General features: G+C 56.9%; 6 protein-coding genes and 1 pseudogene. 1 reads left to right on the plus strand and 6 read right to left on the minus strand.

The features are described from left to right. Window positions 1-133: 133 nt before the first annotated feature. The 4 genes from ACVWYY_RS09880 to ACVWYY_RS09895 form a co-directional block, all read right to left on the minus strand. Window positions 134-1,741: a glycoside hydrolase family 57 protein gene (locus ACVWYY_RS09880; protein WP_457440419.1), complete on the minus strand. Its 1,608-nt coding sequence runs from the start codon at window positions 1,739-1,741 to the stop codon at window positions 134-136. 159 nt (window positions 1,742-1,900) lie between these two features. Beyond that, window positions 1,901-3,376 (minus strand): glycogen synthase GlgA, encoded by a 1,476-nt coding sequence (glgA, locus tag ACVWYY_RS09885; RefSeq protein WP_011432291.1) that lies wholly within the window; start codon window positions 3,374-3,376, stop codon window positions 1,901-1,903. 547 nt (window positions 3,377-3,923) lie between these two features. Continuing rightward, window positions 3,924-4,349, minus strand: a complete 426-nt coding sequence (locus ACVWYY_RS09890; RefSeq protein WP_414330231.1) for a DUF2996 domain-containing protein — start codon at window positions 4,347-4,349, stop codon at window positions 3,924-3,926. 80 nt (window positions 4,350-4,429) lie between these two features. Next, entirely contained in the window at window positions 4,430-4,795 is a 366-nt protein-coding gene (locus tag ACVWYY_RS09895; RefSeq protein WP_011432289.1) for an NAD(P)H-quinone oxidoreductase subunit M, read from the minus strand. 114 nt (window positions 4,796-4,909) lie between these two features. Here ACVWYY_RS09895 and ACVWYY_RS09900 point away from each other — a divergent pair, with 114 nt between their 5' ends. Then, the gene (locus tag ACVWYY_RS09900; protein WP_457440420.1) at window positions 4,910-5,998 is read left to right on the plus strand and encodes a radical SAM/SPASM domain-containing protein; all 1,089 of its coding nucleotides are present in this window, start codon (window positions 4,910-4,912) and stop codon (window positions 5,996-5,998) included. Window positions 5,999-6,088: 90 nt separating this feature from the next. Here the strand turns inward: ACVWYY_RS09900 and ylqF are convergent, their stop codons facing one another. Together ylqF and ACVWYY_RS09910 are read right to left on the minus strand one after the other, a co-directional pair. Further along, window positions 6,089-6,940, minus strand: a complete 852-nt coding sequence (gene ylqF, locus ACVWYY_RS09905; protein ID WP_414343260.1) for a ribosome biogenesis GTPase YlqF — start codon at window positions 6,938-6,940, stop codon at window positions 6,089-6,091. A 262-nt stretch (window positions 6,941-7,202) separates the two neighbouring features. Further along, window positions 7,203-7,374: pseudogene (locus tag ACVWYY_RS09910) on the minus strand (IS5-like element ISSoc13 family transposase); the annotation flags it as partial.

The raw sequence follows: 7,374 nt of genomic DNA on the forward strand, positions 1-7,374 counted from the left end.
GATCAGCGCAACGAACGGAGGATCCCTCCTGCCCTGGGGTAGTTCGATCCCCTCAAGGAGGGTAGCCGGAAACTTCTGCCTCTGGTGTCTCTGGCGGTCGGAAGCAGGCACCCTCCAGACCTGCCCAACCGGCTTAGAGGGGTCGGTAAACCCGGTAGTTGATATTGGGGAAGATGTTGTCCATGTATTCCACCTTGGCCAGCCACTGCTCCTCTTCAGGGGTGGCTTTTTCTCGCCGAAACTGACCCTCTTTGATCTTCTCGTAGAGGTGGTTGAAGCGCAGCAGATGAGACTTGGTGCGGCGCACCGCGTAGGGAACCATCGTCCCTGTGCGCATGATAAAAGCCCAGTCAGACGATTGAGCCAGTAGCAATTCTCGCGCCGCCTGGTTCAAGGCCCGCCATTCTAGGTCATCGGCAGGCTCGCGACGGCTCAACTCGATCATCCGCTCGGTGGCCTTGTGCAAATGGGGATAAATCCAAGCGTTGCTGGGGTTCAGCCAGTATTCGTGGAAGCCGCGCGCCCCCCAACTGGATTGGGCGGGTTTGCATACCTGTTGGGTGGGGTTCTCTTTCAGGTACTCCGCCAGGTGAGTCATGCGGTAGGTGTTTTGGTCGAAGTAGCTCTTGCGGATGAGAAAATCCAAAAACCAAGGGCCCTCGTACCACCAGTGGCCGAACAACTCCGCATCGTAGGGGGCCACCACCAGCGGCGGGCGGCCCATGACGCTGTACAAATATTCGATTTGCCGCTGGCGGTTGAACATGAAGTTGCCCGCATGCTCTGCCGCTTTCTCCCGCGCCCAATAGGGGTCGTAAAGCTGCTTTTGCCCCAGGTCCAGGTTGCGCCCAGTGATGCGGTGGTACTTGATGCCGGTGTTTTTCCGCTGGCCGTTGGGCATGATGTAAGGCTTGATGTACTCGTAGTCGGCCTCATACCCCAGGTCTTTGTAGAACTCGCGGTAAACCGGATCCCCGGGGTAGCCCACTTCCGCCGACCACACCTGCTGCGAGGATTCGTGATCCCGCCCGAAAACGGCAACGCCAGTCTCGGTAAAAATGGGGGCGTACATGCCGTAGCGGGGCCGTGGCTTGGCATAGAGAAGACCATGGGCGTCGGTGATCATGTAGCGCAGGCCGGCATCGGCAATCATCCGCTCCAGCCCTTGGTAGTAGGCGCATTCCGGCAGCCAGATCCCCCGCGGCCATTGGCCAAAGTGCTCGTTGTAGTGCTCACAAGCTACAATCAACTGCGCCCAGACTGCCTGCGGGTACATCTGCATCAAGGGCAGGTAGCCGTGGGTAGCCCCACAGGTGATGATCTCCAGGTTGCCGCTGTCTTGAAACTGCTTAAAAGCTCGCACCAGATCCCGGTCGTAGCGCTCCCAGAGATCCCGCACCATGGCAAACTGCTTGATGTAGTGCTCCGCCAGGTAGCGAATGTGGCCGTTGGTGGTGTTTTTGTCGTACTCCAGCTGGGCCAGCTCTTCCAATTTGGTTAGATAGTGGTCGTAGCGCTCCTGCAGCAAGGGATCCCGCAGCATCGACACCAAGGGCGGCGTCAGGGACATGGTGAAGCGAAAGTCGATGCCATCTCGCTGTAGCCCCTCGAACATGTGCAGCAGCGGCACATAGGTCTCCGTGATGGCTTCGTAGAGCCATTCTTCCTCCAGCACAAAGTCTTGCTCAGGGTGGCGCACAAACGGCAGGTGCGCGTGGAGTACCAAGGCGAGATAACCCATGGCAGCCGGGGATCCTTACAGACAGGGAAAGATAACGGAGCAGACTTACCCTTCTCAGCAGCAAATCTGTAGAGAAGGTTAAGCCCAAGATTGCTACCTATCGTCCAGCATTTCGTCCTTGGGGTCAAGAGCTGGGATCGCTGGGGATCGCTGTTGGGCTCAGCGGTGACGAATGAAGTCGTAGATCTCCAGATACTCCTTGCCAGGATAGTTCCAGGAGTAGTCGTAGCTCATGCCTTGAATCTGCAGTTGACGGAACTGGTCAGGAGCGGTGTACCAAAGGTCGATGGCCCGATCCAGAGCCGACTCCAGAGCTGCCGGATCTGTGTGATAAAAGACGTAGCCGTTGCGTTGCTCGGGCAATTTGTGGGGATCGTAGTCGCGGTCGAAGACGGTATCCACCAGGCCGCCCACTCCTCTCACCACCGGAACTGTGCCATACTTCAAGCCAATCATCTGAGTGAGTCCACAGGGTTCGTAGTGGCTGGGCACTACGATGATGTCTGCCCCCGCATAGATAAGGTGGGAAAGTTCTTCGTTAAAGCCCAACTCAATGTGAACATCGGGGTTGTTGTTGAGGTAGCTTTTCTCGTGGGCAAACCAAGCGCCGATCCCTCGCTCCGTAGCGGATCCCAGCAGAACAAATTGGGCATTTTTGAACAGGGAGCGGTAGATGGCATGATGCACCAAATGCACGCCCTTTTGCTCGTCCAATCGCCCGATATAGGCCACGATAGGCTTGTCAACATCCTGCAGTAGCAGCCGATCCCGCAGAGCTTTTTTGTTTTTAGCTTTATTTTCCAGCGTTTGAGCAGTGTAGCGCACGGGGATAAAGCGGTCGATCTCCGGGTTCCAAATGTCGTAATCGATGCCATTCAAAACGCCGCGAAACTTGTGCCGGTGCAAGTAGAGGGTATGGCCCAGTCCATAGCCGTAGTCGCCAAATTGCACCTCCAGCGCGTGATTGGGAGAGACCGTAGTGACAAAGTTGGAAAAAACAATTCCCCCCTTCATAAAGTTGAGAGAAAAGGGGTTGAAGTTATCGCGCAAACGGTCGTAGTGGAAGTAGTAGGGTTCGCGGTTGAGGCCGGTAGCCCAAAGAATCTCTGGGCCGCCAAAGCCTTGGTGTTTGAAGTTGTGAATGGTGTAGCACACCCGCTGGTTTCCCATGCCGTGGTACTTGTAGATCTCAAACAGCAGCACCGGTACCAACCCTGTCTGCCAGTCGTGGCAATGGATGATGTCGGGGCGCTTGTTGCTTTGTAGGAGAAACTCTAGAGCCGCCTTGCTGAAAAAAGCAAAACGCATGTTGTCATCCGGGCAGCCGTAATAACACCCGCGATTGAAGAAGTTATCGCCCGAGTGGGGCTCAATAAAAAAGCAAAGGCGGCCATGCACCCAGCCGCAGTACACCGAGCAGTGAATGGCTCCCCCGTACCAGGGCACCCAGAGATCGCGATAGGCATCGTGCAAACCCCAGATCTGGTCGTAGCGCATCGTGTCGTACTTGGGCAAAACCAGCTCGACACAGTGGCCCCGCACCTCCAGCTCGCGGCTGAGGCCGTACACCACATCCCCCAGTCCCCCCGCCTTGATAACCGGGGCGCATTCAGACGCAATCTGCACGATGTACATTTCGAGATCTCCTGTAGCAGAGCCTTACCTTTCTTCACAAAACGATAATCGTTTTTGGCCCCGACAGAACATCCCTCGCAGCGGCAAGGGATCCCTGCACTGGGGAACAACCTCTGGGCTGACCGGGTTCGAGCCCCAGCTGCGCCGTTTGCCGGGGAACCTGATCTACGGGAGCAGCCCTCTGGGCAATTATGGGTATTTCGATTCAAACTAGAAACGTTGAATGCACGGGGCTAGAAGGCTTTTCAAGGACTCCGTCCCGCTGGCGCGATCAGTAGCCCAGGCCTCTCACCCTAACCTGAAGCGCGACTATGAACGGCTGATCCCGCTGGGGCGGTACCGTTCTTCGAGCCAAGTGCGCAGCTCATCTTCCGGGAAGGCGGCAGCCAAGGTGCCCGTTCTGGGATCGTGGGCATGCCAAAGAACATGGCCGGATGGATCCTGGCTTTACGGTAACTGCAGCCGGCTGCACCTCCCTTCGTCTCTTGCGAGCAGGCTTACTCTCTCCGGCTAGGGGTAGCCAGGGATCCTTCAAGGTCACGCGAACTCAATACCACTGCTGAGCGTAAAGGCGCTGCACCAAATAAAACACGAATAGGTTGACATCCACGCGCCGCTCGTCGATCATAAAAGACTCGATGGTGCTGGCCGGGGATCCTTCGGTGGTACAGCGGAAGAACTTGCGGCCATTCAAGGATCCCTCAGCAAACAGCACGCTGAACTGCTTCTTGCCTCCTGCAAACGCGCCGACCAGCGTCTTGCCTTCTAGGCGCAGCTCCAGATCGTTGACCCCGCGCTTTTGAAAAGCCGCAATGGCCGCCGGGATCACCTCTTCCGTGATTTGTTGCTCGAAGGGCTTTTCTTCCTTAGCAACTTTTTTCGCAGCGGCTTTGGGGGAATCCTCAGCAGCAGGCTTGGCAGCTTCAGCGGGTTTCTCGGCAGCAGCGGCCTCGGGGGTGGGTTCTCCAGACATGGGGAAACACTCCAACAATCAGATGGGTAAAAGCCTTAGATGCAGAACAATCAAAAACTCTGTCCAGAACCGGCAAAGAGCTAGCCCTTGGGGATATATTGGCCGACAATTTCTTCAGCAGGGATCTGGGGAAAGCCCATGCTGAAGTTGGGGGCACGCCCCTGCAGGTTGTAGGCAATCTCCCCTTGCTTGAGCAGGGATCGGATGAAATGTTCCAGGTCAGACCCAATGCGGCGGATATTGTACTCGGTCAAGTCTCGCCCCCGGTATTCTTCCACCAACTCTTCGAAACGGGCATAGACCTTTTGCAGGGCAGCATCAGTCCAGACCAGCTCGTTGTCCGGATCCACATCGAGGGTAAACAGGTCGTCGCGGGGCACGAAGTTGTTGTCTGCAGTAACTTCACCGGCAAAAATGTGGACGTGGCGAGTGGTGCATTTCAGCATTGCGATGGCTCCGCTCCGGATCTAACCTGATAAACAGCGTATCACTACCTAGCGCTTGTGGGGGATCCGCTATTTGCCCTCGACTTGTTCCGGCCCTCTCTATGTCTGCTGTTAATGTCTGCTGTTATTCCCCAACTGGAACGCCTGCACATAGAGGTGACCAACGTTTGCAACTTTAAGTGCGAGTTTTGTCCAGATGGGATCATGCAACGGCGGCGGGGGCACATGGAGCCCGCTCTGCTGGAGCAGATTTTGGAGGAAGTAGCGGCAACAGGGCTGGCCCGCGTGATGGCTTTTCACCTGATGGGGGAGCCGCTGCTCTACCCATACCTTTTCGAGGGTATTCGCAGGGCCGCTGAGCTTGGCCTTCGCCTGCACCTGACCAGCAACGGCAGCACCTTTGCCCTCTGGCCGGAGCACATTGAAAAGCTGAACCGCAGCCCCTTTGCTAAGCTAACCATTTCCCTGCAAACTCCCGATCCAGTCACCTTCAGCATTCGCAGAGCACCTCCCCGCCTCACGCCGGAGCGCTACTTTGCTGGGATTACCCAATTTCTGCAGGTGCACTTGCGCTCCTCCAGCCCTACGCAGGTGCATCTCAAATTCCTGGATACTAGCCCCCACCCGTTTTTGGTGCCGCATAAGGCTCTTTCGGTGATCGATTCTGCACAGCAGATGCGCGCTCAGCTCTCGGCTTGGGCCAGACGAGCTTTGCAAGGGATCCCGGATGCACCGGCTCTCGATTGGGTAGAAGCCCAGATTGCTACTTACCGACCGGGCCGCTGGCAGCAGATCCGCATCCATCCCCGCTTGGTTTTGGAAACGTTTCCCTTGGACAGTTGGGGCAACGTGGAGACAGACCGGGTAATCCCAGCTCGCTGGGGATACTGCAATGGCGCTTCCGGTCAGGCGGGGATCCTCTACGACGGCACGGTGGTGCCCTGTTGCAAGGACTATGAAGGGCAAATCCCGCTGGGGCAAGTGACGCTGGGGGGATCCCTGGCCGAGATTTTGCGGGGCCAACCGGCCTGTGCGCTGCGGCGGGGGTTCAATCGTCTGCAGGTGAACCATCCCGTTTGCCAGCGCTGTATGGGTGGAGACACTTGCATCAAAGCCTTGGCCAGACAAGTGGGTTCCGTTGTCTACTTCAAGGTGTATCGGCCTTGGAAACAGAGGCTGGATCCCGGTTGGGGACAAGTGTAGACAGTTTCGGGAAAAGTCAACGCCCCACAGCAGCGGTTTCCCTGCCCATAGCAACAACGTGACTTTCTTTCGTGATTTCTTCTAAGGGGCTCAAGCCTTGGGAGGGAGTTCCAAGGCCAGCGGCCCCAGCAAGCCCTTGCGGTAGTCGTTGAGAACTTGCCGTGCCGCCCGCTGGGGATCCCCTTGATACCGCCGCTCGGCCAACTCCTGCACTGCGGCACCACCGGGAGGGATCGGATCCGGCCAACCGTAGCGCTTTTGCAAGAGAGATCCGGCTTGGGGCTGCACCCTCAGCACTTGATCCAAAAAGTGGGCCGCCACCCGTTCGGGATCGTAGGCCGCTTCGCCGATGTCATCGCAGATGGCCAATAGAGAGGCCGCCTGTTGATCCGGCAGAGAGGGCGGTAGGATGCCCGGCGAGTCCAACAGATCCAACTCTCCCCCCAGCCGCACCCACCGCAGTTGCCGCGTCACCCCAGGACGTGCTGCGCTCTCAGCTGCCCGCCGCCCCAACAGTCGATTCAGCAAAGCAGATTTGCCCACATTGGGAAAGCCCACCACCACCGCCCGAACGGCCCGCGGTCGCATTCCCCGCTGTTGACGCCGCATATTGACCGATTGCCCCAGTTGCAAGACCGCCTGCTTGAGGCGATTCACCCCTTCTCCTGAGCGGCCATTGGTGGGATAGACAGGGATCCCTTGCCGTAAAAAATACTCCTGCCAAGCTTTCAGATCCCCAGCCTCAATGCAGTCCGCCCTGTTCAGAGCCAGGAGGCGAGGTTTTTCCCCCAGCCACCGGCCCAGCTCAGGATGACGACTGGCCAACGGGATCCGCGCATCCAACACCTCGATGACTGCATCCACCCGCTGCAACTCTTCCCGCAACTGGCCAATTGCCTTGGCAATATGGCCGGGATACCACTGGATGGCCGGAGAACTCATGCCGCCAGAACCCTAGAAGTGGACAGCAGAAATCAACAGTGGGATCCAATCTAGCTCGATTCCCCAAAAGAGGCTCGACCTGCTGGCTGAAGTAGCCAATAATACAACGTGAGTGCCGCTGGGATCCCTTTCCTGGGCAACCTAATGTTTAACCAACGGGGGTGCGGGGGCAACAAGCCCCGCGCTCTACCCGCAGGGTTAGCGTCGGGATACATGGATCCCTGCATGCTATACCATTATCTTTTTAGGTTGTGTTGATCTTTCATTTGAGCCAAAAGAGAGCACTGACGAGATAGAGAAAACTCAAGAAGTTCCTGGCCAATTTGTCAAAACGAGAACATAGATGCCGGTACTGCTTTAACTTATGAAAAAAGCATTCGATTAAATGCCTCTCTTGATACAGATGCTTGTCATAATGCCGCTGCGTCTTTCTA

This window comes from Thermostichus sp. MS-CIW-34, from assembly GCF_054060435.1.